The organism is Micromonospora sp. NPDC020750 (genome assembly GCF_044334565.1).
In the GTDB taxonomy this organism is placed as follows: domain Bacteria; phylum Actinomycetota; class Actinomycetes; order Mycobacteriales; family Micromonosporaceae; genus Micromonospora.
Genome location: NZ_JBIRTH010000001.1, coordinates 661662 through 688132, shown reverse-complemented (window position 1 = coordinate 688132; position 26471 = coordinate 661662). Strand labels below are relative to the sequence as shown.

Sequence of the window (26471 nt, the reverse complement as noted above, 5' to 3'; positions counted from 1 at the left end):
CGGTCACTGTGGTTCCAGTGCTCGGCGGAGACTGAGCGGGCGCATGTCCACCCACACCTTCTCGATGTGGTCGAGGCACTCCCGGACGCGTCCGGTCACCCCGACCTCGCGCCAACCGTCCGGCACCTCCCGGTCGACCGGCCAGACGGAGTACTGCTCCTCGTGGTTGACCACGACGGCGTAGATGATGGTGTCGTCGTCCTCGTCAAACAGCGCCATGAGTTCTTTCCTCCTCGATGTGGTCAGGCAGGTTCTCCATCTCCTCGCTGAACAGGGCGGCGAACTTCTCGATGCCGGCCTGGTCGAAGTGCGCGGAGCTGTAGTTGACGGCGAACTGGAACCGGCCGTCCGCGACGCCGGTCTCCACGTCGATCAACTGGTCGCGGCGGGTGGTCGGGTCGGCGATCAGCGCCGGCACCGGCACCACGCTCAACCCGTGCCGGTGGGAGCCGTCGCCGTCGGCCGACATGGTCCCGGTGTGGTTCAGCGCGATCTGTGGCAGCGGAACATCGGCCAGCGCCGAGCGCGGTTCGGCGTCGCGGAGCAGCCCGAACGACGACACCGGGCGGGGCACCGACTCCACCAGCCGGCGCACCCGCCACCAGGTGTCGGAGAAGGACTCGGTGGGCCGGTACGGCACGGTCGCCGGGTACAGCGCGGTGAACCACCCGACGGCGGCGCTGGTGTCCACGCCGCCCAGAGCGGTGTCCCGGCCGTGGGTCTCCACGAACAGGTACAGGTCCTCCCCGGACCACCGGCTGTAGGCGCGGGAGAACCCGGCCAGCAGGGTGACCAGGACCGGGCTGGCGGTGCCGCCGTCGGCGCGCAGCCGATGCAGCGCGTCGGTGGCCGTCGGGGACACCTCCCCCTCGACGCTCCGGACCCCGGCCAGGGTGTTCTCTCCGCCCGACCCGGTGGTCGGGACCGGCCGGGGAGTGCCGATCGTCGACAGCCAGGCCGACTCCAGCTCTCGCAGGGCCCCGGTCTGCGCGGCTGCCGCGACGGCGTACTCGGGGTAGCCGGCCATCGGCGTGTCCCGGGGCGGTCCCCCGGCGGCCAGGGCGGTGTAGTTGCCGAGGAAGTCCTGGAGCACCAACCGCCACGAGTAGATGTCCATGACCAGGTGATGCACGGCGAAGTAGAGGGTGGTCTCCTCGTCGTCGAGCACCACCAGGCAGGACCAGAGCGGGCTGGTGGCCAGGTCGAGGCCGGAACGGTGTCCGGCGAGCAGCGACCGGTGGGTGGCCGCCCGATCGTCGGGACGCCCCCGCAGGTCCACCACCGGGAGGGTCACCAGCGGGTCGGGTGCCGCCTCGACCCACTGCCGCCAGCCGTCGGAGGTGCGCCGGAACCGGGTCCGCAGGGCACCGTGCCGGCGGGCGACGGCCTCCAGCGCCGCCCGTACGGTGTCCGGGTCGAGGACCTGGGCCAGCCGTACGCCCTGGGCCATGTCGAAGTGGGCCGGGTCGGCGCCGGCGTGGTCCAGGAACAGCCGCTGGATCGGCAGCAACGGGACCTCACCCTCGTGGACCGGGGTCGCCACGGCGGTGTCGGGCTCCTGGGAATCCACGTAGGCGGCCAGTTCAGCCACCGTCTGGTACGCGAACACATCGCGTGGTTGCAGGTCGATGCCCTGACCGGCGGCCCGACCCTTGACCCGCAACCCGGCGATCGAGTCGCCGCCGAGGTCGAAGAAGTTGTCCCGGACACCGACCAGGTCGACCCCGAGGACCTCCCGCCACACCTCGGCCAGGATCCGCTCCGTCGGGGTGGACGGCTCGACGTGGCCGGTGACGGTGGGACGGCCGTCCACGGTGGCCGGCAGCGCCGCGCGGTCCAGCTTGCCGTTCGCGGTGACCGGCAGGGCGTCGAGCTGGACCAGCATCGGCACGGCGTACGACGGCAGCAGTGCGCGCAGGTGGGCCCGTACCTGTTCGGTGTCCAGGGTCGCGGTCTGGGAGGTCACGAACCCCACCAGGTGTCCGTCGCGGACCGTGACCGCGGCGCCGGCCACGTCGGGGTGGACGAGAAGTGCCGCCTCCACCTCCTGCGGCTCGATCCGGTGCCCGTTGACCGACAGTTGCGCGTCGACCCGGCCGAGCAGGTGCAGCCGTCCCCGTCCGTCGATCGTGCCCAGGTCACCGGTGCGGTACGCCCGCGCGCCGACGCGGCCCGGGCGGGCGTCGGGGACGAACCGCAGGGCGGTGCGGGCCGGATCCCGGTCGTACCCGCGGGCGAGCGTGGGGCCGCTGAGCCACACCTCGCCCCGGGCCCCCACCGGGGCCGGCCTGCCGGTCCCGTCCACGAGGAGCGCGTCCACCCCCGGGTACGTGGCGTCCAGCCAGAGCGTCTCGGCCTGACCGGCGACGGTGCCCAGGACCGCGTACGCGCTGTCGATGCTGGTCTCGGTGATGCCGTACGCGTTGACCACCCGGGTCCGCGCGCCGGCGACCTCGGCGAGGCGGACGTAGTCGCGGGCGAACCAGGACTCCCCGCCGATCAGGACGGTGCTGAGCTGGTCGAGGCGCTGCCCGGACAGCTCCACCTCGTCCATCAGGGGACGCAGCAGGCTGGGCGGAATGTCCACGACGTCTACCTGCTCGTCGAGGATCAGGTCGAGCAGCGCCGCCGGGTCCTCCCCGGCGGCCCGGGAGGCCACGACCACCGTCCGGCCGGCGCACAGCGCCCGGAGCACCTCGCCGATCGCCACGTCGAAGGCCGGGTTGGCCAGATGCAGGTGGTTGCGGGTACGGGCGGCGAACGAGTGGGCCGTCTCCCACCCCGCCACCGCCGCGGCGAGGGCGCCGTGCTCGACGACGACCGGCTTGGATCGCCCGGTGGTCCCCGAGGTGAAGATCGTGTACGCCGCGTCGGTGCGGCCCGCCTCCACCGGCTCCTGGGCGTCGACGCCGTCGGCGTCGGCGAGGAGATCGGTCAGGGACAGCACCGGGGCGTCGGTGGCCACGACGGCCGGATCGTCGGTGAGGACCACGGTGAGGTCGACCTGAGCCAGCAGCGCGGTGGTCCGGGCCGCCGGCCAGGCCGGATCCAGCGGCACGAACTGGCCCCCGGCGAACCACACCGCCAGGGTCGCCGCGATCCGGTCGACGCCACGATCGGCGAGCAGGGCGACGGTCCCGCCGGGGACGACACCGTGCCGGCGCAGCCGGCCGGCCCCCCGGTCGGCGGCGTGCAGCAGCGCCGCGTAACTCACCCGACGGGGACCGTCGACCACGGCCACCGCGTCGGGGGACGCCGCCGCCACGGCCCGGAGCACCGCCGGTACCAGCGGCGGCTCGGCGACAGCCGGCGACCCGCCGGTCAGCGGAGGAGCCGCCGGCACCGCCGCCAGCAGGTCGGCCACCCCGGACGCGCTGCCGTCGGCCAGTGCCCGGAGGACCGCGACGAACCCGTCGAGCATCGCCTGGGCCGCCGGAGCCGAGACCTTGGCGTCGTCGTGGAACAGCTCGACCACCGTCTCCGCCCCGCCCGCCACGCTGAGCACGAGCGGGTGGGCGAGTTCCTCCCGGGAGGTGGCCGCGACGATGTCCACCGGGGGACGCCGGTCACCGAACCTGTCGTCGGTGATCAGCGGGTAGTTCTCGACCACCACGATGGTCTCGAAGAGGCTCCGGTGCCGGGGCACCTCGGCCACCGACCGGATGTCGCGCAGCGACGCCTCCTCGTACTCCCGGCTGGCCAGGAAGCGCCGCTGGAGGTCCTGCAACCAGGTCGCCACCGGCACCCGCCGGGGCAGCCGGGCCCGTACCGGGAGGGTGTTGATGAACAGGCCGACCATCGTCTCCGCCCCGGGCACGGCCGCCGGCCGCCCGGAGACGGTGGCGCCGAACAGCACGTCGTCGCGGCCGCTGAACCGGGCCAGGACGACCGTCCAGGCGGCCTGGATCAGGGTGTTGAGGGTGACTCGTTCCTGCTTGGCCCGCTGGACGAGCCGGGTCGACTCCACGGCCGGCAGGGTCGCGGCGAGGACCTGGCGACCCCGGTCGACCGCACCGGGCGCCGGCGCCGGCAGGGGCGTCGGCTCGGTGAACCCCCGCAGCGCCCGCCGCCAGTGTTCCAGCACCTGCCCCCGGTCCCGCCCGGCGGTCCACCGCAGGTAGTCGCGGTAGTCGGCGGTCGGGAGGAGATCGATCGGGGCCCCGGCGCACCGTTGGCCGTACGCGACGAAGACGTCACTGACCACGATCGGGATGGACCAGCCGTCGATCATGATGTGGTGGGAGGTCCACACCATCTCCCACGTGCCGTCGGCGCGTTCGAGAAGTCGCACCCGGTGCAGGGGCGCACGTTCCAGGTCGAACCCGGCGTCCAGGTCCCGCCGGAGGTGCTCGTCGAGGTCGTCGTCGTCGTGCACCCCGTCGACGACCTCGAGCAGGTCGAACGGCTGCCGGTACACGGCCTGCACCGGGGCGGTCAGCCCGGTGTACGCCACGCAGGCCCGCAGCGCCTGATGCTTGGCGGCGACCGCGGTCCACGCCGACCGCAGCGCATCGGCGTCCACCGCCCCGCGCAGGGTGTAGCGGACCTGGCTCAGGTACGCACGGGCGTCTCCGGCGTCGAGAGACTCCAGCAGCAGCCCCTCCTGTAGCGGGGTCAGCGGGTAGATCGCCTCAACCAGGCTCGGGCCACTCATCGGGAACGCTCCTCTCCGTTGCTGCTCAGCCGCGCGATCAGGGCACGGGCGGTCTCCTCGTCGAGGCCAGCCAGGCTGACGTCGACGCCGTCGAGCGACGCGGCGGGGTGGGCCGCCCGCTCCGGCTCGCCGGCCGGGTCGACGATCCCGCCGGCGTTCGGGTGCACCCCGCCGCCGGCCCGGGCGGACCGGCCCGCCGGGTCCGGACCGGTCGGGATGTCCGCCCCAGCCGCTCCGGCCCGTCCGTCGTCGGCCGGGCCCGGCCCGTCAGGCCCGGCCGCCGACTCCGTGGGAGCGGCAACCGTGGTCGCCCCCGCAGCCACCTCCGCCAGGGTCTGCGGGCCGAGCATGTCGGCGACCGCGACCTGGAGTCCCCGCGCCTTGACCCGGGCGACCGTCCGCAACGCGGTGATCGAGTCCCCACCGAGGTCGAGGAAGTTGTCGTGGACGCCGATCCGGTCAGCGCCGAGGACCTCCCGCCACACGTCGGCCAGGGTCCGTTCGGCGGCGCTGGACGCCGCGACGAACTGCGCCGTCGACACGTCCTGGGTGAACACCACGTCCGGCAACCGCCCCCGGTCGACCTTGCCGTTGGCGTTCAACGGCAGGTCGTCGGCACGGACCAAGCGGGGCACCAGGTGACCCGGGAGCAGGTCCCGCAGCCGTCCCCGCAGGACGGCGAGGTCGATCTCGTCCTGCTTCGGGACGACGAACGCCACGAGTTGGCCGTGTCGTACCGCGACCGCCACCCGGGCGACCTCGGCGAGCCCGGCCAGCACCGCCTCGATCTCCCCCGGTTCGATCCGGTACCCGTTGAGCTTGACCTGGTCGTCGACGCGACCGGCGAAGTGGAGCACCCCGTCGGCCCGTCGGTGGGCCCGGTCCCCCGTGCGGTACATCCGCGATCCCGGCGCCCCGAACGGGTCGGGGACGAACCGCAGGGCGGTCCGCGCCGGGTCGCCGAGGTAGCCACGGGCCAGTCCGGCGCCGCCGATGAAGACCTCACCGACCATCTCGTCGGGCACCTGCCGCAGCCCCGCCCCGATGACGTGGGCGGCCTCACCGGGCAGCGCCCGACCGACCGGCACCACCGCCGGGTCGAGGTCGTCCGGGGTCACCGGGTGGACGGTGGACCAGATGGTGGTCTCGGTCGGCCCGTACCAGTTGTGCACCGCCCCGGCCCGGTCCAGCAGCGACCGCCCCAGCCGGGCGGTCAACGCCTCGCCGCCGGTCCACGCCTCGATCCCGCGCAGGTCGGCGTCCCCGGCGAGCAGTTCGGTCCAGAGCGAGGGCGTGGCCTGGACCATGGTCACCCCGGCGCGACGCACCACCGTGGCGAACTCGTCCGGGTCGAAACGCCCGCCCCGGTCGAAGACCACCACCCCGGTGCCGTGGGCCAGCGGGATCAGCAGTTCCGCGACGGAGATGTCGAACGACGCGTTGGTGGCGGCCAGCATCACCGTCCCCGGGCCGTACCGGTCGCCGATCGCGACGTCGAACGCGGTCAACGCGCCGTGCGGGATCATGACGCCCTTCGGCTCCCCGGTCGACCCGGAGGTGAACATCAGGTACGCCAGCTCCCCCGGGTGCGTGGCGACCGGAGGCCCGGCCGGGGTGGGGTGTGCCGCCAGGTCGTCGACGTCGAGGACCGGGATCTCCGGGGCCAGGCGCGGCCGGGTGGGGGTGGCCGTGACCACGTGCCGCAGGGCCGCCCGGTCGCGGATCACCCGCTGGCGGGCCACCGGCAGATCGGGGTCGACCGGGACGTACACCGCGCCGACGCTGAGGACGGCGAGGATGGTCACCACCAGCCGGTGGTCGCGCGGCAGGCAGACCCCGACGGTGTAGCCCCGCCCGACGCCGGCCGCCCGCAGCCCACCGGCGGCCCGCCCGACCGCGTCGGCCAGTTGCCGGTACGTGAGCACGGCGCCACCGGCGTCGCGCACCGCGACCTGGTCCGGCCAGCGGGCCGCCCGGTCGATGACGGTCTCGTGCAGCCCCGGGAGGGTGCCCGGATCCGGTGCCGGGGTCGCGGTCGGGGTGTCCCCCGTCGACCACGCCACGTCGGTCGCCGGCAGGCTCGGGTCGGCGGCCATCGCGGTGAGCACGGCGCGGTAGCAGGAGACCAGGGACTCCACGGCGGCGTCGGTGAAGTGCCGCGGGGAGGCCATCAGGATGAGGACCAGGTGGTCGCTGTCGTCGGCGGCACCGTGGTCGAACGACACGTACAGGGGGTAGTTGGTGGGGGCCTCCTCCTCCAGGTGCCCCACCCGGCGGACGTCGCCGCCGCTGCTCACCCGCTTCATCGCGTGGAACCGGGTGTAGTTGAACGCGGTCGTCATCAGCTGCTGCCGGCCGAACGCCAGTTCCGTCGCCACTCCCGGGTAGGTACGGAAGCGCAGCAGCCGGCTCTCCTCCGCCAGGCAGGCCCGGGCCAGGTCGGCGAGGTCGCGCCGACCGACGCTGACGGTCAGCGGCAGGGTGTTCAGGTACAGGCCCCGGGTCTGGGTGCTGCCGGCCGTCTCCGGCCGACCGTTGGTCACCATCCCCAGGGTGACCACGTCCGCGTTGGACAGGACGGACATCACCACCGCGTGCGCCGCCAGCAGCAGGCTCTTCATCGGCAGGCGCAGCCGGATCGTCGCCGCCTCCAGCCCGCGTTGCACCTCGGGGTCGAGCGGCAGCAGGGCCCGCTGCCGGTGTCCGGGCGCGCCGCCCTCGCCCCGGGTCGGGATCCGCACCGGCCGGGCCCGGGCGATGACGTCCCGGAACAGCTCGACAGCCGCCGGGTCGGCCAGGGTGCGCCGCTCCCGCCAGACGTGGTCGCCGAACGAGTCCGGCGGTGGGACGAGCCGAGCGAGTGGCCGGTTGTCCCGGGCGGCGGCGCACACCCGGTCGTACTCCTCCAGGACCTCGGTGAGGGTGGAGGTGAAGCTCCAGCCGTCCAGGATGGCGTGGCACTCCACCGCGCTGAACCAGAACTCCGTGTCGGAGACGCGGTGGGCGGTGAACCGGACCAGGGGCGGGCGGGTCAGGTCGAACGGTTGGCGGCGCTGCTCGGCCATCCATTCCCGCAGGTCCCGTTGGACCTCGGCGTCGTCCCGGTCCCGCCAGTCGGCCACGGGCAGGTCGACGCCGACGTGCCGCCAGACCAGTTGCAGCGGCTCGGAACAGGTGGCGAGGTCGAATCCGCTGCGCAGCACCGGGTGCCGCTGGACGACCCGGTCGAACGCCTGCCGCAGCAGCGCACCGTCGAAGACGGCGCACCGCACCAGGGTGGTGGTGACGTTCAGGTAGCTGTTCTGTTCCAGTTGGTGAAAGAGCATGCCCTGCTGCAGCAGGGTCAGCGGGTACGCGTCCTCCACCCCGGCGGGCAGCAGGTCGGCGTCTGCGGGGGCGAGCAGCTGCCGGTGGTCCGCCGGGCCGACCGGGGCTACCGACGCGGTCCCGGCCTCCGTCGGCTCCGCCGCCGTCGTGCCGGGGACGGCCGCGATCACGTCCCGGATCGACTGGTGGTCGAAGATGTCGGCGACGGTGACCGGCAGTCCCCGGGCGGACATCGCCGTGGCCGCCTGGACCGCCAGGATCGAGTCCCCGCCGAGGGCGAAGAAGTTGTCGGTCACCCGGACGTCGGCGACGCCGAGGAGGTCCTGCCAGACCGCGACCGCCGCCCGTTCCCGGTCATCGACGGGGTGCCCGCCGTCGGCCGGGCCGGACCGCTGGGGGGCCAGGTCCGCGGCCAGGGCCAGCAGGGCCCGCCGGTCGAGCTTGCCGTTGACGGTGCGGGGCAGCCGGTCGAGCCGGTGCACCCGGGGAACCATGTGGTCGGGGAGCCGGACGGCGACGAAGGCACGGATCTGATCCGGGTCGGCCGCCGGGCCGGCCTGCACGAAGCCGATCAACCCGACGCCGGAACGCCCGACCCGGGCGGCTGTCACGGCGGCGTCCGTCACGTCCGGGTGGGCGAGCAGGGCGTGCTCGACCTCGGCGGGTTCGATCCGGAATCCGCGTACCTTGAGCTGCTCGTCGACGCGTCCGAGGTAGTCGAGGTCGCCGTCGGCACGCTCACGGACCCGGTCGCCGGTGCGGTACATCCGGCCACCGCCACCGGTGAGGTCGGGGACGAACCGCAGGGCGGTACGGGCCGGGGAGCCGGCGTACCCGAGGCTCACCCCGGCTCCCGCGACCATGAGTTCCCCGGCGAACCCGACGGGCTGGCGGTTGAGGTCGGTGTCGACCACCACCGTGGCGAGGGTGGGCAGCGGCCGGCCGATCGGGCTCGCGACGCCGATGTCGTCGCGGGTGATGTCCCGCCACGTCACGTGCACGGTCGTCTCGGTGATGCCGTACATGTTGACCATGCGAGGGGTCCGGTCACCGAGGCGTTCGAACCAGCCCGCCAGGGTGGCCGGCCGCAACGCCTCGCCACCGAACACCACCAGCCTCAGCGAGTCCGGCGTCCCGAGACCGTCCTCGGTGACGGCCTGGGTCAGCGACCCGAACGCGGTCGGCGTCTGGTTGACGACGGTGACCCGTTCGTCGTGGAGCAGCCGGAGGAAGCGCTGCGGCGTCCGGGCGGTGTCCCGGTCGACCAGGACGACGGTGGCGCCGTCGACCAGCGGCGCCCAGATCTCCCACACCGAGAAGTCGAACGCGACCGAGTGGAACACGCTCCACCGGTCGTCGGGGCGCAGGTCGAGCAGGTCCCGCGCCCCGTCGATCAGGGAGCCGAGGTTGGCGTGGGTGACAGCGACACCCTTCGGGGCGCCGGTCGAACCGGAGGTGTAGATCCGGTACAGCGGGGCGGACCACGGGATCGGCGCCCGATCCGGTCCGGTGTCCGGTCGCGGTGACCGCCGGCAGTCGTCGACGTCCACGACCTGCCGGCCGGACGGCACCTCGGAGATGCCCGCATCGGCGATCACAGTGTCGACGCCCGCCTGGTCGAGGATCTGGCGGATCCGGTCCCGGGGGTGCTCGGCATCCAGCGGGACGTAGGTGCGGCCCGCCTTCGCCGCCGCGAGGATGGCGGCGAGCATCCCCGGGGTGCGACCGGTGAGGATGGCGACCGGTGGGGCGTCCGGGCCGGCCGGGCCCAGCCGGGCCGCGATCCGGTCCGCCCAGGCGTCCAGTTCGCCGTAGGTGGTCCCGTCGGCGACCGCGATCCGGCCGGGGTAACGGGCGGCGGTCTCCTCGAACCAGCCGACCACGCCCCGGTTCCCTCGTCCGGTCCACCCGGGGGCGACGGCCGGGCGGCGGTCGTCGAGGAGGACCGCCGACAGGGCGGCCTGCGGTCGGGCCACCACCGCGGTCAGCGCCCGCCGGTAGCTGTCCAGCAGGGAGCGGGCGATGTCGTCGGGGTACGCCGCGACGTCGTGCTCCAGCCACAGCCGGGAGCCGGCCCCGACGTCCTCCACCTGCAGGGTCAGGTCGAACTTCGCGGTGCCCAGGTCGATGTCGAGCCGTTCCACCACCAGCCCGGCCACCTGGGTCGCCTCCCGCTCCTGGGTGCGGTGGTGGCTGAACACCGCCCGGACCAGCGTCCGGTCGCCGCCCCGGACCCCTCCGGCGAGGTGATCGGCCACCTCGTCGAACGGGGTGTCCCGGTGGGCGATCGCCTGGATCAGCGCCCGCTGCTCGGCACGCAGCAGGTCGGCGACGGTGATCGTCGCCCGGGTCGGGTTGCGCAAACAGACCAGGTTGACGAAGTTGCCCAGTTCCCCGGCGTCCTGCTTGGCGCGGAGGCTGACCGGGAGGCCGACGAGGATGTCGTCGTGGCTGTACAAAGCCCGCAGGACGAGCCGGTACGCGGCGGCGAAAACCGCCGGCCGGGTCACCCCGTACCGCCGGACGAGGGCGTCGATCCCCTCGTTCAGGTCGGCGTCGAGGCGGTGGCCGACGCGCCGGCCACGGCGGGGGCCGGCCGGGCGGGCGCCGATCGTGGGCGGGTCCACCGGCTCGACCCCGTCCAGGCTGGCCCGCCACCAGGCCGCGCTCTCGGGCGACCGGGGCATCGGCGGGCGCTGGCGGGGCACGACCGGCGCGGGGCGCTGCGGAGCGCCCGCGTACCCGGCGAACAACTCGGTGAGCAGGGTGTCCAGCGCGGCGCCGTCGACCACGATGTGGTGGGCGGTCAGCAGCACGACGGTACGGGTGCCGTCACCGGCCAACCGCAGCCGTGCCAGCGGGGCGGTACGCAGATCGAACGGTTCCGCCGCCGCGGCGGACAACCAGGTGTCCAGGTCCGGTGGGGTCTCGACGACCGGAGCCGGGGGGTGCGCCTGCGGCATCGTCTCGGCGTACGCCGTGCCGTCGTTGTCGGCGAACCGGGTGCGCAGCGTGGGGTGTCGGGCGACGAGCCCGGCGAACACGGCGGCGAGCCGACCCGGGTCCAGGTCGCCCCGGATGGCGACGGCGGCGGCGACGATGTACTCGGGGCTGCCCGGGTGCAGCCGGTCGAGGAACCACAGCCCGGCCTCGCTGGGCTCCAACGCCCGCCGGTCAGCGCCCGCCCCGGTGCCAGGGGCCTGCTCCGCCACCGCCGGCGCGGGCGCGAGCCCGGCGGCGGCCAACCGGCGCTGGAACTCGGCCATCCGCTCCGGATCGTTGAGTTGCAACGTCATTGCGGGCTGCCTCCGAATACTTCCAGCGCGATGCCCGCTGTCGGCCCGGCGCTGTCGCCGGCGATGGCCCGGATCTCGTCCGCCATCGCCGTGACCGTCCGTACCTCGAACGCCCGCGCGATCGGGAAGTCGATGCTGAAGATGCGCTCGATGGTCTCCACCACGTGCAGGAGCGCGATCGAGTGTCCACCGGCCTCGAAGAAGTCGGTGGTGGCCGACGGGACCGGGGCGTGCAGGTGCGCCTGCCACACCGCGGCGACCAGCCGGACGATCGGGTCGTCGCCCAGCGCGGCGGTCCGGTCGGGTTCGGCGTCGTCGCCCCCGAGCCGGGCCAGCAACGCCTGTCGGTCGATCTTGCCGTTCTCTGACACCGGTAGGGCCGGGACCGGCACGACGACCGGCACGGCCTGCGGGATGAGCCGGGACTCGGCCCAGGACCGCAGCTGGACGGCCAGGTCACCGGGTTCGGCGGCCGGATCGCGGGCGACCACGGCGGCGGCCAGCCGCGCTGTCCCGCCCTCGCCGACGAGGACGACCGCCGCAGCCTCGACCCCGGGGTGGGCGGTCAGGCACGCCTGCACCTCCCCCAGTTCGATCCGTACCCCGCGCACCTTCACCTGGTCGTCGCGGCGCCCGAGGAAGACCAGCACGCCGTCGGCACGGCGACGAACCCGGTCACCGGTGCGGTACATCCGGGCCCCGGCGCCCTCCGGGTCGGGCACGAACCGCAGGGCGGTGTCCCGCGGGGCGTCGATGTAGCCCCGGGTGACCAGGGGCCCGGCCACGTACGCCTCGCCCTCGGTGACCGGGCGGGCGTCGTCGTCCAGGACGTACAGCCGGCTCGGTGTGAGGGCCACACCGACCAGCGCCGATCCGGGTTCGGCACCGGCCTGGACACCGGCGCAGATGATCGTCGTCTCGGCCGGGCCGTAGAACACGCTGGGCCGGGCGCCGGCCGCGCCGAGCGCGGACAGGAGTTCGGCCGACACCGGCTCGCCACCGGTGCCGACGGCAACATCGCGTACGGCGTCAGGGTCCAGGCGGAGCACCTCCTGCCAGAGGCTGGGGGTGGCGAAGGCCGCGGCGGGCCAGCCATGTCCCCGTACGGTTGCGAACGCCCGTACCACCGAGGCCGGGTCGAAGGTGACCGACTCGGTCGGGTAGACGACCGGGCCGCCGCGCAGGGCCGGCCAGCACATTTCCAGCACGCTCGCGTCGAAGGTGGGCGCGGCGGGCCCGACCAGGCACCGCGCTCCCGCCCATGGGTCGAAGGCGTCGAAGGCGTCGAGGAACGCGGCGAGCTGGCCGTGCTCCACCACGACGCCCTTCGGCTCCCCGGTCGAACCGGACGTGTGGATGATGTACGCCGCCTCGGATGGCAGCGGGCGGTAACCGGACGCATCGGTGGGCCCGGCCCCGACGTGGTCCGCCGGGCCGGCGGGGGCACCGAGCGGCCAGGCGATCCGGGTCAACTGCGCCCCGCCGGTAGCGCCGTCCGTGGCGGGGACGTCGCCGGTGTCCCGGTCGGCGACCAACCATCCGGCGGCGCTGACCGAGGCGATCCGGCGCACCCGGTCCACCGGTGGGGTCGGGCCGAGCGGCACGTACACCGCGCCGAGCCGCCACAGCGCGTACGCCACCACCAGCGTGTCCAGCCGGGTCGCCAGCGACACCAGCACCCGGTCGCCGCGTTCGACACCCGATGCCCGCAGCCCGGCCGCCACCGCGCTCACCTGCCGGTCCAGCTCCGCGAAGTCGTACACCCGCTCGCCCTGCGCGACGGCCGGACCGCCCGGCTGCCGTGCCACCCGGTCGGCCAACCGGTCGACCACCCCGGCCGGGGCGGCGGTCCGCCCGACGTGGGTCTCGTCGCCCGGGTCGTCGCCCAGCTCCGCCACCAGCAGGTCCACCAGGTCGGCGGCCCGACGCCGGCCGACCTGGCCGGAGTCGAACCGGACGGCCAGGGTGTGCGCCCGGTCGTTGGCGGTGACGGTGAGCACCAGCGGCGCCGGCAGGCCGAGCGGGGTCGGCTCGAACCAGTCCACCCGCAGTCCACCCACGGTCGCGGCCTCGTGGCCCTGCTCCCAGCCCACCATCGTCCGGAACACCGGGACGGCCCGGTCCGGCCGCCGGTCGGCGAGCGTCGTCACCCGGTCGAAGGGCACGAACCGGTATGCGTACGCCGCGGCCAGGCTCTCCTGCACCCGGGCGAGGTGCTCGGCACGGGTGCCGCCGGCCGGCACGGCACGGACGGCTGCCGTGTTGAGGAACGGTCCCGGGATGCCGGCGCCCGTCGCGTCGCGCAGCGACACCGGCAGCCCGACGGCGAAGCCGGTGGAGCCGCTCCACCGGGCCAGCGCCCGCTGCCAGGCGGCCATCACCACCGAGTACGGGGTGACACCGTGGCGGCGGGCCACCGCGTCGGCGAGATATGCGTCGACCGGCACGGTGAGCCGCCGGGCCGCCGCGTCCCCCGGGTCCGGGCCGGCGGCCGACAGGTCGAGGTCGACCGTGCCGGCCAGCGCCCGTACGGCGTCGGGCAGCCGGTCGGCCGCCCGCCGGGTCCCCTCCTGCGCCCAGGCGGCGTCCGGGTACTGGATCACCGGATCCCGCTGGACCGGCTCGCCCCGCCGGGCGCGCCGGTAGTTGTCGAGGAGTTCCCGGACCAGGATGCCGACCGAGTCGCCGTCCACCGCGATGTGGTGCACCGCCAGGTGCAGAACGTGCTCACCGTCGTCGAGCACGGTCAGGTACGGCCGGAACCACGACTCCCGCAGGTCGAACGAACGCCGGATCTCCGCGGCCACGGCCTGGTCGGCGCCGCCCGCGTCCCGGGCGGTCCGGAGGGCGAGGTGACCGGCGAGGACGTCCTCGTCGACGCCGTGCACCTCGGCGCGGACCCCGTCGCCCCACCCGACGATCCGGCTACGGAGCACTCCGTGCCGTTCGAGCAGCGCGGTCAGGGCGGCCCGCAGCGCGTCCACGTCGAGCGGTCCGGCCAGCCGCAACGGGATCGGCACGACCTGGGCGGTCGGGCCCTGGAGCCGTGCGGCGAACCAGAACCGCTGCTGGGTGGGGGTCAGTGCCGTCCGGTCGCCGGGCTGTGGCCGGCGGGGCACCGGTGGGCCGTCGCCGGTGTCGTCCGGCCCGACCTCCGGCAGCGCGCTGATCGCCGCGGCCAGCCGGTCCGGCGTCGGGTTGGCGAAGACCGTGGCCAGGTCGACGTCGCGGTGGAATGCCTCGGCGCACCGGGCGGCGAGCTGCGCCGCGCTCAGCGAGTCCCCGCCGCAGGCGAAGAAGTCGCTGTCCACCTCGACGGTGGTGGCCAACAGCTCCCCGGCCAGGGCGGCCACCACCGCAGCCGCGCCGCCTGCGGACACGGGGGCGGCGGACACGGGGGCGGAGGCGGGCGCGGCCGGATCGGTGGTGCGCTCCCGCAGAGCCTGACGGTCGGGTTTCTCCCCGGCGCTCCTGGGCAGGTCATCCAGGACGTGCACCCGGCGGGGCGCGCCGACCTGCGGCAGCCGGCCGGACGCCGCGGTACGCAGCTCGGCCTCACCGACGGCGCGGCCCGGGCGGAGCACCACCCAACCCACGAAGTGCCGGTCCGGGCCGTCGGTGACCGTGGCCACCGCCTCGGCGACGTCGGGGTGGGCGCGCAACGCGGCCTCGACGTCACCGAGCTCGATCCGGACCCCCCGGACCTTCACCTGGTCGTCGGCGCGACGCAGGAACTCCAGTCCGCCGTCGGCCGGCGAGTGGCGGACCAGGTCGCCGGTCCGGTACAGCCGTTCCCCCGGTCGCGTCGGGTGCGGGACGAAGGCCAACGCGGTCGCCCGGGGATCGGCGAGGTAGCCGGTGGCGAGCGGCCCTCCGGCGAGCAGCTCCCCGACCTCCCCGGGGGCGACCGGGTCGAGCCGGGCGTCGACGACGAGGACCTCGTGGCCGGGTACGGCCGCGCCGATCGACGGGTACGCCGGCACCGCACCGTTCGCGGTCACGGACACCGTGCCGACCGTCGCGGTGATCACCGATTCCGTCGGACCGTACGCGTTGAGCAGGGCGATGCGTCGCGGGGCCGACGTTGCCCACCGGGCGACCGCCTCGGGGGTGAGGGCGTCCCCGCCGGCCAGGACGATGCGCAGGGCACTGCCGGCGAGGTCCGCCCAGGTCGCCTGCGGTGCGTCCGTGAACTGGGCGAACCACGGCGTGGGCAGGTTCGCCACGGTCACCTCGGTCCGCCGGGAGATCCGACCGAAGTGGGCGGGATCCCACGGCTGCTCGCCGCGCAGGACCAGGGTGGCACCGGCCAGGAGGGGCACGATGACCTGCTCGATGGCCGCGTCGAAGCCGTGCTCGGCGAACTGGAGGTACCGGTCGGCGGGGCGGACGGCGAGCCGCTCGACCATGCCCCGGGCGTGTCGGAGAAGGGTGCCGGTCGCGACGTGCACGCCGCGCGGCACCCCGGTGCTCCCCGAGGTGAAGATCAGGTATCCGGGGGCGGTCGGCAGCTCCGGACCGGGCCGGCCCGGCAGCGGGCGAACCGTCAAACCGGCGCCGCCCACGTCGGTGATCTCCCAGGTGGCCGCCGCCTGCTGTGCGACGGCGGCGCGACGCGGACCGGGCAGCCGCCGCGACAGCGGCACGTACACCGTGTCGGCGGCCAGGCACGCCAGCAGCCCGATCAGGGCCGGCACGCCCCGCGTGGTGTCCACCAACACCCGGTCGCCGGGTCGCGCCCCGGCCGCCCGCAGCCGACCGGTGAGGTCGTCGACCGCGTCCCGCAGGTCCTGCCGGGTCAGCGTCCCGGTCTCCCCGTCGACGGCCGTGCGGGTCGGGTCGGCCGCCGCGTGCCCGCGCAGGACGTCGAGCAGCTCCGCCCCCCCGGCGGGGTCGGCCCCCGGCCGTTCGGAGCTGGTCCGCTCCACATCGGACTGTCCGGGGCCGGGCAGCTCCGGGGCGGCTCGGCCCAGGTCGGACGGGTCGGGGTGGGCGGGGGGCGGGGTCGAGCCGATCAACTCGGCCAGCTGGGCGTGGAAGGCCCGGGCCAGCCGGGCGATCGTGGCGGGACGGTACAGGGTCGGGTCGAAGACGAGTTTGGTGTGATAGCGCCGGCTGTCGTCGGCGATCTCCAGTACGACCGGCATCTCGGCTGCACCCGGCGAGGGGGGTCGCGGGACGAGATCCATCAGACGCGGGTCGACGGAGAACTTGTTGAAGCACACGCCGAGGCCGGCGGACGGGCCGGCGGACGGGCCGGCGGACGGGCCGTAGACGCCGCGCCGGACCGCCTCCAGGGGTGCCTGGGTGGTCCCGAGTGCCCTCGCCACCGCCGCCGCGCAGGCCGCCACCGTGTCCCCGGCAGGAGCGAGCGGGTCGACAGTGACCCGGACCAGAGCGGTGTTGACGAACAGCCCCACTATCCGGGCCACGTCCTCGTGGTCGCGCACCGAGACCGGCATGCCCAGGACGAGGTCGGTACGGCCCGTCCAGGCCGCCACCACCCGGGCCCACGCGGCGAAGAGAAGCACCGTGTCGGTGGTCCGGCGGCCCTGCGCGGCCGCCCGGACCTCGTCGTGCAGCTCCGCCGGGAGCGCGACGTCGTGCTCGAAGGCGTCCGCCGGCACACCGACCAGCGGTGACGCGGGCCCATCGGCCGGCGCGGGGTCACCGGTCGGCGCGGGCCCATCGGCCGGCGCGGGGTCGGCTGGGACCTCGACGAGGTCGGCCGGGATCCGTACGGGGTGGGGGGCGTCGCCGAGTGCCGCCACCGCCCGGTCGACCTCCGCGCGCAGCGCGGCACGCTGCTCCGCCGAGTCGCGCCAGATCGCGTAGTCGGGGTAGTCCATCCGCGCCGACGTGGGCCGGCCCGTGCTCAGCGTCTCCGCCAGGAGGGAAAGGGAGTGCCCGTCGCAGGTGAGGTGGTGCACGGAGATCAGCAGACGGCCCTTCCCGTCCGGCAGTAGCAGGTGGGCGAAGCGGACCAGCGGCTCGTGCTCCAGGTCGAACCGGTACCGGGCGGCCCGGGCACGGTGCCGGGCCAGCTCGGCCTGCGCCGCCACCGCCGAGAGGCCGCTCAGATCGACGTAGGACACCGGGAAGTCGGCGGCGGGACGCAGTCGGATCGAGGGCACCCCCGCCTCGACCACGACGGCACTGCGCAGGGCGGCGTGCTGGTCGACCAGGGTGCGGCAGGCCGCCACGATCACGTCCCGGTCCGGCCAGACCCCGATCTCCGTACTGAGCGTGAAGACCGGCAGCGGGCCGGCCAGCCGGTCGGCGAACCAGAGCCGCCGCTGTGCCTCCGTCATCGGCAACAGGTCCGGATACTCGGAGAGCGGCGCCGGCCGCGACGGGGCCGGCGCCATGAACGACCGGCGTCCGGCGAGGATCTGGGCCCGCAGCTCCGCCCGGGTGGGTCGGTCCCCGCTCACGCCCAACCGTCCCCGGAGCCGGCAGTCTGGTCGACGAGCCTGTCCAACAGTGCGTCCAGCCGGCCGTCCACGAGGACCGCGATCCGACGCACCGTCGAGTGCTCGAACAGTTCGGCGACGGACAGTTGGATGCCGAACCGCTCCCGGGTCCGCGAGGACAACTGGACCGCCGTCAACGACGAGCCACCGAGGACGAGGAACTCGTCGTCGAGGCCGATCGGGGCGATGCCGAGCGCCTGCGCCCACAGTTCGGCGATGGCGCTCTCCACGTCGGTCTCCGGCGGGACGTACCCGCCGAGGTTCTCCGCGCGGGCGGTACCCGCGCCGGCCGTGGTGTCCTGGTGGGTCGTGACCGCGTCGGCGGAGAAGGCCCGCATCTCGTCGATCCGCTTCTGGAGCGGACCCACCGAGGTGATCAGCTGTGGCTGGTCCGGCACCGCGAGCATCCGGCGGAACAGCTCGATCCCCTGCTCGCTGCTGATCAGCATCAGCGAGTCACCCGACGACGACCCGGTCGGCCCACCGGCCGCCGCCGGGCGGGTCGGTGGCGCGTCGACGGAGGTGGGGGCCGCCCCCGCCGCAGTCTGGGCTCGCAGGATGTAGCTGTCCACCATCACGCAGACCCGCCCGTCGCGGTCGACGATGACCTCGTCGACCTCGATGAACTCGGGTCGGTCCGGGTCCTGCCGGTGCGTCTGCAGCACCCATGCCTCGGCCGGGATCGGCGAGTACACCCGCACACCCGCGTACGAGAACGGCAGGTAGCTCGCCGCCGCGCCGGACAGGCCGTGGGCGGCCTGGTCCAGCAGGGCCGGATGCAACCAGAGCCGGGGGTCGGCGTCATCGGCCACGAGCCGGGCGAGCCCGGTGTCCCCGTCGCGGAAGTACTCCCGGACCACGTCGAAGTACGGGCCGAAGGCCACCATCCCGGAGGACTGCCGTCGGGCGTCGACGGCCGGCAGCGCGGCCCGAACCCGGTCCAGGTCGACCGCCTCACCGGCCAGTTTGTCGATCGTCCGCAGCACGCCCTGGCAGTGCACCGTCCGGGGGCCCGCCCCGTCCGCCCCGACCGTGATCTCGAACGGGGCGCCCTCGGCGGCTCGCTCCGGCGCGAACGACAGGGTCAGGGTGAGCGGGCCGGTGACCACGATCGGGTCGCTGAAGAGGAGGTCCTGGATCCGCACCGGCACCTCGCCCAGGGCGTGGTGGGCCGCCGCACGGACGGACTCCAGGAGCATCGTCGCCGGAACCACCGCCGCGCCGGCGATCCGGTGCTCCATGAGGGCCCGGTGTCCGTCCGGGCGCAGCATCCCCTGGTACCGATGGGTGCCGTCCGCCTTCACGGTGACCGACTGCAGGAACGGATGGTCGAGGGGTTCCGTCCGACCGCCCTGGCTGATCGCCCGCAGCGCCTGCACCCCCTGGGATGCGCCCTGGTCGGCCACCATGCCGACCTCGCGCCAGCCGACCCAGTTCATGGAGACGACCCGGGGACGGCCCGGCCGGTCGGCCACCGAGTTCGCGAACGCGTCCATGAACAGGTTCGCCGCGGCGTAGTCACACAGGCCGTACCCGGAGGTGACCGCGATGATGGACGAGCACAGCGCGACGAAGTCCAGTTCCGGATACTTCTCGGTGGTGAGTTGGTCGTACAGCGCCAGGACCGCGTCCACCTTCGGACGCAGGACCCTCGCCGCGTTCTGCTCGTCGTGCAGGGCGAGCAACTGCCCACCGGCCAGCCCGGCGGCGTGGACGATGCCGTGCACGGCACCGAACTCCGCCACGGTCTCCCCCAGCACCGCGGCCAGGGCGTCGGGGTCGGTGATGTCAGCGGCGACCACCCGCACCCGGGCGCCGAGGCGCTCCATCCGCAGCACCGCCTCGATCCGCCGGCGCACCGTCTCGTCGGTCCCCGCCGCCTCGGACAGCTCCGCCCACCGGGCCCGCTCCGGCAGGCCGGTCCGGCCGACCAGGACCAGCCGGGCCTGTTCCGTCTCGGCCAGCGACTCGGCGATGGTGACGCCGAGGCCGCCGAGACCACCGGTGATGACGTAGACCCCGCCGGGGCGCAGGGCGGACCGGTGGACCGGCCCGTGTCGCAGGGTGGCGTACGACCTGATCGCCCGCCGGTGCCCGCGCACCGCGACCACCTCGTCGGCGGGATGCCGGATCTCGTCGATGAGTCGGGTCGCGAGCACCCGCGCCGGGCCGATCCCGTCCAGGTCGATGTGACGTACCGTCACCAGCGAGGCCTCCCGCGGCAGCGCCCGGAACGGACCCAGTGCGGTCGCGCTGAACGGCACCGCCTCCTCACCGGCCACGGAGAACAGCCGGCTGGTGACCACGACCAGTTCCACCGGGTCGCGGACCACGTCGAGCAGGGCGCAGGCCAGGACGGCGGCCCGCCGGTACGACTGATGCGCCGGGGTCGGGTCGGTGCCGGTCGGGTGCCCCTCCGGGCCCGGCACGTCGTAGCCGACGACCACCCGGTCGGGTGCCTGACCGCTGTCCCACAGCTGCTCGATGACCGCCCGGATCTGGGTCGGGTCCTCCGGGTCTGCCTCGAAGACGCCGAAGTCCTCGATCAGCGCCGGCCCCGCGTCGAGCCGGGTCACACTGGCGCCGTGGGCGAGGGCCGCGGCGGCGACCTCGGCGGTGAACGTCGGGTCGGTCCCGAGGACCAGCCAGTGCTCGCCGAAGACGTCCGCGGCCCCGGCGGTGCGCGGCGCCTGGGTCCAGACCGGCACGTAGAACGGGGTCTGCAGCGGTTCGTTCGGGATCTGCTCGGTCTCGGGCACCACGGTCCTGGCGGTCGGGTCGGGGTCGACCCAGTGCCGCCGTCGCTCGTACGGGTACCCGGGCAGCTCGACCCGGCGGGGCGCCGGCCCGGTGCGGACGGCGGCCAGGTCGACCGGCACCCCGGCGGCCCACAGCGCCCCGGTGGTCGTCAGGACGTGGTCCCGCTCGTCGGTGCCCTCCCGCACGGTCGGCAGGCTGCCGGCCCACTGCGGGGTCATGCCCTGCGCGATCGCGGTCTGCCGGGCGAACGCGCCGAGCGCGCGTCCCGGGCCGACCTCCAGCAGGAACGGGTTTCCCCGGCGGATCAGCTGGGTGGCCGCGGCCCGGAACCGGACCGGCTGGCGCAGGTGCGTGACCCAGTAGTCGGGGTGGGTGACCTGCTCCGGGTCGGCCCAGTCGCCGGTGACGTTGGACAGGAACGGCACGGTGGGTGCGGCGAGCCGGGTCGCGGCGACCACGGCGGCGTACTCGTCGAGGATCGGCTCCATCATCCGCGAGTGGAAGGCGTGCGAGGTGCGCAGCGGGGTGCCGGTGATCCCGATGTCCTCCAGCTCGGCGGCGAACCGGGCCACCGCCTCCTCGGTGCCGCTGACCACGCAGGCCGACGGGGAGTTGTCGGCGGCGATCTCCAGGTCCGGCGGGAGCAGGTCGGCCGCGGCTTCGACGCCGACCGGCAGGGCGAGCATCGCGCCCGGGGCGACGGACTGCATGAGCCGACCCCGGGCCGCCACCACGCGCAGCGCGTCCTCCAGGGAGAAGACCCCGGAGATGGCGGCGGCGGCGAGCTCACCGACGCTGTGCCCGATCAGCGCGGCCGGTACGACTCCCCGGGCCTTCCACAGGGCGGCCAACGCCCATTCCAGGGTGAAGATGGCCGGCTGGGTGACGGCGGTCTGGGCCAGGGCGGCTTGCGCCGCGTCGTCGGTCGGGTCGGCGTGCAGGAGGGTGCGCAGGTCCAGGCCGAGCAGGGGGGCGAGCAGGTCGCTGCAGGCGTCGACCGCTTCCCGGTACGCGGGCTCGGCCGCGTACAGCCCGCGCCCCGTCCCGGGGTGTTGGGCGCCCTGTCCGGGCAGGAGGAAGGCGACCTCGCGGTGACCGGTGACCGGGACGGCCGGGTGGGAGCCGGCGACCCGCAGCCGGTCCACCGCCTCCGTCGTCGACCGGGCCGCCACCGCCCGGCGTACCGGGTGCGTCGTGCGCCCCTCGTGCAGGGTGAACGCGACGTCGTCGAGGCGGACGTCGGCGGTCTCCAGGTGCGCCGCGAGCCGGTCCGCGACGGTGGCGAGCGCCTCCGGCGTACGCGCGGAGAGGGTGAGCAGGTGCGGCCCGACCGGATCGGGCCGCTGCTCGGGCTCCGGTGCCGGAGCCACGAGGACGTGCGCGTTGGTCCCGCCGATGCCGAACGAGCTGACCGCGGCGACCCGCCGGGCCTGACCGGTCCACGGCTGAGGCTCGGTGGCCAGCCGGAACGGGCTGTCGTCCAGCGTGATGGCCGGGTTCACCGGTGCCCAGTTGATCGTCGGCGGGATGACTCCCTCCCGGACCGCCAGGGTCGCCTTGATCAGTCCGGCCACCCCGGCGGCCGCTCCGAGATGCCCGACGTTGCCCTTCACCGACCCCAGCGCGCAGTAGCTGGCCTCGTCGGTGTCCGCCCGGTACGCCTGGGTCAGCGCGTCCACCTCGATCGGGTCGCCGACCACCGTGCCGGTGCCGTGGGCCTCCATCAGCCCGACCGCCCGGGCGGTCAGCCCCGCGCGTTCCAGGGCGGCGCGGACCACCTTGATCTGCCCGTCCACGCCGGGCGCGGCGAACCCGGCCCGGAGGTTGCCGTCGTTGGTGATCGCCGAGCCGAGCAGGACGCCGTGGATGAGGTCCCCGGCGGCCTGCGCGTCAGCCAGCCGCTTGAGCACCACCACCGCTCCGCCGTTGGAGAAGATGGTGCCGGAGGCGTCGGCGGAGAACGGGCGGACGTGGCCGTCGGCGGAACGGATTCCCCCGGCCTCGTACACGTAGCCCACATCCAGGGGGAGGTCCACCTGGACGCCCCCGGCCACGGCCACGTCGATCTCACCGAGGAGCAGGGCCTGCACCCCGAGGTGCACGGCGACCAGGGAGGTGGAGCAGGCGGTGTACACGGACAGGCTCGGTCCCTGGAAGCCGAGCTTGTACGACACCAGGGGGGCGATGTAGTCGGGGCTGTTGCCGATGCGGATGCTCATCCCGCCGGCCGCGTCGGCCACCGTCGGGTTGGCCTCGATGTAGTCCTCGCGATAGTCGCTGGCCGCGCTGCCCCCGTACACGCCGACCCGGCCGAGGTGGCCCGCCGGGTCGTGCCCGCCCGCGGTCAGGCTGGAGTGGGCCAGCTCCAGGAAGAGACGGAACTGCGGGTCGGCCAGGGCGGCTTCCCGCGGACTGAGGCCGAAGAAGTCGGCGTCGAACAGGTCGAGGTCGGCGGCGCCGGCGTAGACCCGCCGGTACTCGGGCCGGGTCAGAGTCGACTCCTTGACGCCCCGCAGGCGCGCGACTTCGTCGTCGGTGACGGCCATCGCCTCGTGGCCGTCGAGGATGTTGCTCCAGAAGATCTCGACGTTGTCCGCGCCGGGAACCCGGGCGGCCATCCCGACGATCGCAATCTCGCCCTGCTGTGTCATGTCTGTCTGGCCAATCCTTCGTTGCGCAGTGGATCAGGAGGCGGTGGCCGTGCGTCGAACCGCGCCGGACTGCGCGTCGAGCAGCTGCGTCATCGCAAGGGTTCGGTAGAGGTCGTCGGAGTCGATCAGCTCGGCGTGGGTGCCACGGGCTCGGATCCGGCCATCGTCGAGGAGCAGGATCTGCCGGGCCATGGTCACTGTGGAGAGTCGGTGCGCGATGATCAGCACGGTGCTGACCCGCGCCACCTCGGCGATCGCGTCGCGCAGGCTCAGCTCGTTGAGCCCGTCCAGGGCGGAGGTCGCCTCGTCCAACAGCAGCACCCGGGGACGGCGCAACAGGGCCCTGGCGATCGCGATGCGTTGCCGTTCCCCGCCGGAGAGGTTCATCCCCCGATGCCCGACCAGGGTGTCCAGGCCGTCGGGGAGGCGACTGACGAGATCGTTCAGCCGGGTCTGTTCCATGGCCTCGGCGAGTTGGGCGGCGGAGGCGCCCGGCGCGGCGAAGAGGAGGTTCTCCCGAAGGGTCCCGGACAGCACGGGCGCGTCCTGCTCCACGTACCCCAGGTCCGCGCGCAGCTGCGGGATGGACAGGTCACACACGTTGCGGCCGGCGAACTCCACCACACCGGAGTCCGCCTCGTGGAAGCGCTCCAGCAACGCGAACACCGTCGACTTGCCGGCGCCGGAGGGGCCGACCAGCGCGGTCATCCCGCCCGCCGGCACCTCGAAGTCCACTCCGGACAGGATGTCCGGCCCGTCGGGGGCGTACCGGAAGTGGACCGCGCGGAAGGCGACGGCGACCTCGGCGGACGGGCCGTCGCCGGGGTACCGGCCGACTGCGCCGTCCGGAGCGATGTCGACGGCCGGGGCGCTTCGCCCGGCGCCGACGGTGGACTCCCGGTCGTCCGGCTCGGTGGAGAGCGCCTCGACCTCCTCGACGCGGCGCACGGCGGCCATCCCTGCCTGTAGTCCGCTGACCCCCTGCACCAACTGGTTGATCGGTGAGTACAGGTAGAACAGGTACATCAGGAAGGCGATCAGCGACGACACCGGCAGGCTGCCGTCGGCCACCCGGGCACCGCCGATCCCGAAAACGGCGAGGAAGGACAGCTGAACGACCAGTCCGGACGCGGAACCGGCGATAGCGCTCCACCGGGCGGCGGTGATCCCCTCGTCGCGGGCCGTGTCGACCGCCCGGTGCATCACCCCGGCCTCGCGCCGCTCCGCACCGTTGGCCTTGATGGTGCGCAACGCGCCGAGAGCGCGTTCCAACTGGCCGCCGATGTCGCCGAGGGCATCCTGCGCCCGCCGGTTCGCCGCGCCCAGGCGCGGCATGACCAGGGCGATGGCCCCGCCGACCAACAGCATCACGGCGGCCACCACGCCGAACAGGACCGGGTCCAGGTAGGCCATGAACCCGGCCATCCCGAGCAGGACGACCGTCCCGAGCACCAGGTCCACCAGGTCGTTGGTGGTCGCGTGACGGAGCAGTGTGGTGTCGGCGGTGACCCGGGAGATCAGGTCGCCGGGGGGCGTGGTGTTGAGCGCACCGACCCGCAGCCGCAGCAGCCGGGTGACCAGGCCGGACCGGACGTCGCGGACGATCTCCTCGGCGGTCCGGTCGATCAGGTACCGGCCGGCGGCGGCGACGGCGGCACCGGCGAGCACGATCCCGCAGAGCAGGAGGCTCAGCCCGAGGATCGGTCGCCCGGAGCCCAACCGATCGACGAATTCCCTGGCCAGCAGCGGTGTCGCCAGGGCTGCGGCGCCGCCGGCGGAGCTGACCACGGTGCCGACCGCCAGGACCCGACGGTGAGGACGCACGTACCTGAGCAGTTGCCGGAAAGCCGAGGCGGCGGGCGGGTTTGAGGCCATGAGGATCCGTGAGCCCCCTTCCTAAAAATCGACGGAGAGTGGCTACACTTTCTCCCGAGCATGCGGGTAGATCCAGATAACTAACCGTCAATAAGTCATCAAGTTGGGGGCACGGCCTTGGCGGAGGATCCGAGTCACGACGCGCCCGCGTCAGCCGCCTCACTCGCCGGCCTCGTGCGCGCCCTACGCAGACGGGCCCTACTTACGCAGGAAGAACTAGCCAGCCTCTCGCGGTTGAGCGTGGGCACGATCCGCGGTCTCGAAACCGGCCGGATCCAGCAGCCGCACACAGGCACACTTCGCAAACTGGCCGACGCGCTTACTCTCAGCGACGAAGAAGCGGCGGGGTTGATCACAAAATCGCGGACACTTCCAACACGGACAGTGACGGATTTGATGCCGGGCCCGGTGCCGGCGCAGCTTCCGGCCGGCATCCCCTCGTTCGTCGGGCGGGCGGAGCCGATGCGGCTGCTCGATGCCCAGCTGACCGCGACAGAGGGCGCGACGGTCACCCTGGCGATCGTGGGCAGCGCCGGAATCGGCAAGACCGCCCTGGCCGTTCACTGGGCCCACCGGGTGCGCCACCGGTTCCCCGACGGCCAGATCTATCTCAACCTGCGCGGGTTCGACCCGCACCACAGCCCGTCGACGACCGGCGCGGCCCTCCACAGTCTCCTTGCGGCGTTGTATCTCCCGCCGCACCAGATGCCGACGAACCTGGACGCTCAGGTCGGCCTGTACCGGACCCTGATGGCCGACCGTCGGATGCTGATCCTGTTGGACAACGCCCGCGATGCCCAGCAGGTCCGTCCCCTGCTGCCCGGGTCGGCAGGCTCGCTGATCCTGGTGACCAGCCGGGACCGGCTTTCCGGCCTGGGCACCGCCGACGGCGCCGACCTGCTGACGCTGTCCCGCATGCCACTGATCGAGGCCCGGGAACTGCTCGCCCGCCGGCTCGGTGCCCTACGGGCGGGTGCCGACCACCCGGCGCTCGACGAGATCATCGGGCACTGCGAGGGGCTGCCCCTGGCACTGGCCGGCGCAGCCACCTTCGCGAACCGGCATCCCAGCACCTCACTCGACTATCTCGCCGTGCAGCTGCGCAACGCGCGCCGGCGACTGGACGTCCTCGCCGACAGTGATCCGGCGACGAACATCCGTTCGGTGTTCTCCTGGTCGTACGCGGCGCTCACCCCGGACGCCGCCCGGTTGTTCCGACTGCTGGCCCGCCACCCGGAGAGCCGCTTCACGACGAGGAGCGCTGCCGCCCTCGCCCTGGTCTCTCCGACCAAGGTGTACCCACTCGTGTGCGAGCTGACGCGGTTGCATCTGGTCGAGGATCACCCCGACTACTACGTACTGCCCGAGTTGCTGCGTGCCTACGGCGAAGAACTGACCTACCCCGCGCTGCGGGCGTCGTAGTCCCGCCGGTCGT

Annotated in this window: 7 protein-coding genes and 1 pseudogene; 2 read left to right on the top strand and 6 right to left on the bottom strand. The window is 74.0% G+C overall.

Annotated features, from left to right (window positions below):
- Window positions 1-3: 3 nt before the first annotated feature.
- The 6 genes from ACH4T9_RS03175 to ACH4T9_RS03150 are packed head-to-tail and all read right to left on the bottom strand — an operon-like array spanning window position 4 to window position 25036.
- On the bottom strand, window positions 4-219 hold the full coding sequence (locus ACH4T9_RS03175) for an MbtH family NRPS accessory protein (RefSeq protein WP_091621624.1): 216 nt from the start codon (window positions 217-219) through the stop codon (window positions 4-6).
- A complete protein-coding gene (locus ACH4T9_RS03170; RefSeq protein WP_396669536.1) occupies window positions 206-4654 on the bottom strand; it encodes a condensation domain-containing protein in 4449 nt (1482 codons plus the stop codon). Before ACH4T9_RS03170 ends, ACH4T9_RS03175 begins: the two co-directional genes overlap by 14 nt.
- On the bottom strand, window positions 4651-11277 hold the full coding sequence (locus ACH4T9_RS03165; RefSeq protein ID WP_396669535.1) for an amino acid adenylation domain-containing protein: 6627 nt from the start codon (window positions 11275-11277) through the stop codon (window positions 4651-4653). Before ACH4T9_RS03165 ends, ACH4T9_RS03170 begins: the two co-directional genes overlap by 4 nt.
- Window positions 11274-17711, bottom strand: a complete 6438-nt coding sequence (locus ACH4T9_RS03160; protein WP_396669534.1) for an AMP-binding protein — start codon at window positions 17709-17711, stop codon at window positions 11274-11276. Before ACH4T9_RS03160 ends, ACH4T9_RS03165 begins: the two co-directional genes overlap by 4 nt.
- Window positions 17708-23161, bottom strand: coding sequence for an SDR family NAD(P)-dependent oxidoreductase (locus tag ACH4T9_RS03155; protein WP_396669533.1), 5454 nt, complete (start codon window positions 23159-23161; stop codon window positions 17708-17710). Before ACH4T9_RS03155 ends, ACH4T9_RS03160 begins: the two co-directional genes overlap by 4 nt.
- Before the next feature lie 33 nt (window positions 23162-23194).
- Window positions 23195-25036 carry an ABC transporter ATP-binding protein gene (locus ACH4T9_RS03150; protein WP_396669532.1) on the bottom strand — a complete coding sequence of 614 codons (1842 nt, stop codon included), beginning with the start codon at window positions 25034-25036 and terminating at the stop codon, window positions 23195-23197.
- A 174-nt stretch (window positions 25037-25210) separates the two neighbouring features.
- Here ACH4T9_RS03150 and ACH4T9_RS03145 point away from each other — a divergent pair.
- Together ACH4T9_RS03145 and ACH4T9_RS03140 are read left to right on the top strand one after the other, a co-directional pair.
- Window positions 25211-25369, top strand: a pseudogene (locus ACH4T9_RS03145) (helix-turn-helix transcriptional regulator); the annotation flags it as partial.
- Between the two features lie 51 nt (window positions 25370-25420).
- Window positions 25421-26458, top strand: coding sequence for an NB-ARC domain-containing protein (locus ACH4T9_RS03140; protein ID WP_396669892.1), 1038 nt, complete (start codon window positions 25421-25423; stop codon window positions 26456-26458).
- The last annotated feature ends 13 nt before the right edge of the window (window positions 26459-26471 follow it).